This window comes from Psychrobacter sp. FME6 (assembly GCF_014861365.1).
Lineage (GTDB): Bacteria > Pseudomonadota > Gammaproteobacteria > Pseudomonadales > Moraxellaceae > Psychrobacter.
In genome coordinates this window covers 1-1,275 of sequence record NZ_RRYW01000202.1, presented here as the reverse complement: position 1 = coordinate 1,275, position 1,275 = coordinate 1, and the positions used below count along the sequence as shown (strand labels likewise).

The 1,275-nt window shown below is 43.8% G+C and carries 1 protein-coding gene; it reads left to right on the top strand.

The window, feature by feature from the left end:
- Nucleotides 1-107: 107 nt before the first annotated feature.
- A complete protein-coding gene (locus EI162_RS14215; RefSeq protein WP_192524949.1) occupies nucleotides 108-911 on the top strand; it encodes an acetyl-CoA carboxylase carboxyltransferase subunit alpha in 804 nt (267 codons plus the stop codon).
- Nucleotides 912-1,275: the final 364 nt, after the last annotated feature.

The window sequence follows — 1,275 nt, the reverse complement described above, 5'->3', positions numbered from 1 at the left end:
AACCAGGTGTTTTATTCCATTACTTAGCGTTGCACTTGGTGTGTTAATCTAGGTATCATTATACTAAACGTCACTATATTAAACAGAACTATGAAAGGGAAGCGTCTATGAGTACCGTCTGGGATAGCGTTCAGCTTGCACGGCATGCCAAACGTCCATTATTTATGGACTATGTGAATAAGCTGTTTACTGAATTTGATGAGTTGCATGGCGACCGTGCCTATGCTGATGATAAGGCCATCCTTGGCGGACTTGCGCGTCTAAATGGTATGCCAGTGATGGTGGTCGGTCAGCACCGTGGTCGTAGCACGCGTGAGCGTATCGCCCATAACTTTGGGATGGCAAACCCTGAAGGTTATCGCAAAATTATTCGTTTGGTCAAAATGGCTGAGCGCTTTAATATTCCGGTCATGACCTTTGTCGATACCCAAGGCGCCTACCCTGGTATCGGTGCCGAAGAGCGTGGTCAAGCGCAAGCCATCGCTGAAAGTATTGCAGTTTTTTCTAGCTTAAAAGTGCCTATTATCGTCACTATTATCGGTGAAGGCGGCTCAGGCGGCGCATTAGCGATTGGCGTTGGTGATAAAGTGAACATGCTGCAAAACAGTATTTATTCGGTCATCTCTCCTGAAGGCTGTGCGTCCATTCTATGGAAAACCGCTGAAAAAGCCCAAGATGCCAGTGAAGCATTGAAGTTGAACGCTATTAATTTATATCAAATGGGCTTAATTGATGCGGTCATTGATGAGGGTGAGGGCGCTCATGTTGAGCCACAGCCAGTGATGAATGCGCTAAAAGCACTATTGGTTGAGCAATTAGATGGGCTCAAAGATTTGGATGCGCATGAGCGTTGTGAGCAACGCTATGAAAGGTTGAAGTCCTTTGATTCTGAAGTCATGTTGCCTTGCTAGTGTACTGTTTTTCTGGCTTTATGCTTTACTAGCTTTTGTATTGTTAGAGGGCCGTATAGTTGACTCACTTTAAAACCGATAATAGTAGCACGTGGCTAACAGTGTATCGACCAGCGCATCGATGTTATTTAGAACGGCTAATAGGTAGCTTTTAATCCTATAAGTCTGTGCTTAATGTTAAAATAAAAACGTGTCATTTTATGGCGCGTTTTTTTGTGTCTATTAACTTATGAACCTTTAGGGGCTGAATTCTATACAGCCCCTAAGCTTCTAGACTGATTCATTTATAGTCAGTGAGAAGTAATATCGCTACATCACGTACTGCAGGTACCGTTTTTTCTAGCTTGCTGTGCCTACGCAGACA

What these genes read in the sequence shown, in the direction of transcription:
- EI162_RS14215 (WP_192524949.1), top strand. Translation starts at nt 108, where the DNA reads ATGAGTACCGTCTGGGATAGCGTTCAGCTTGCACGGCATGCCAAACGT.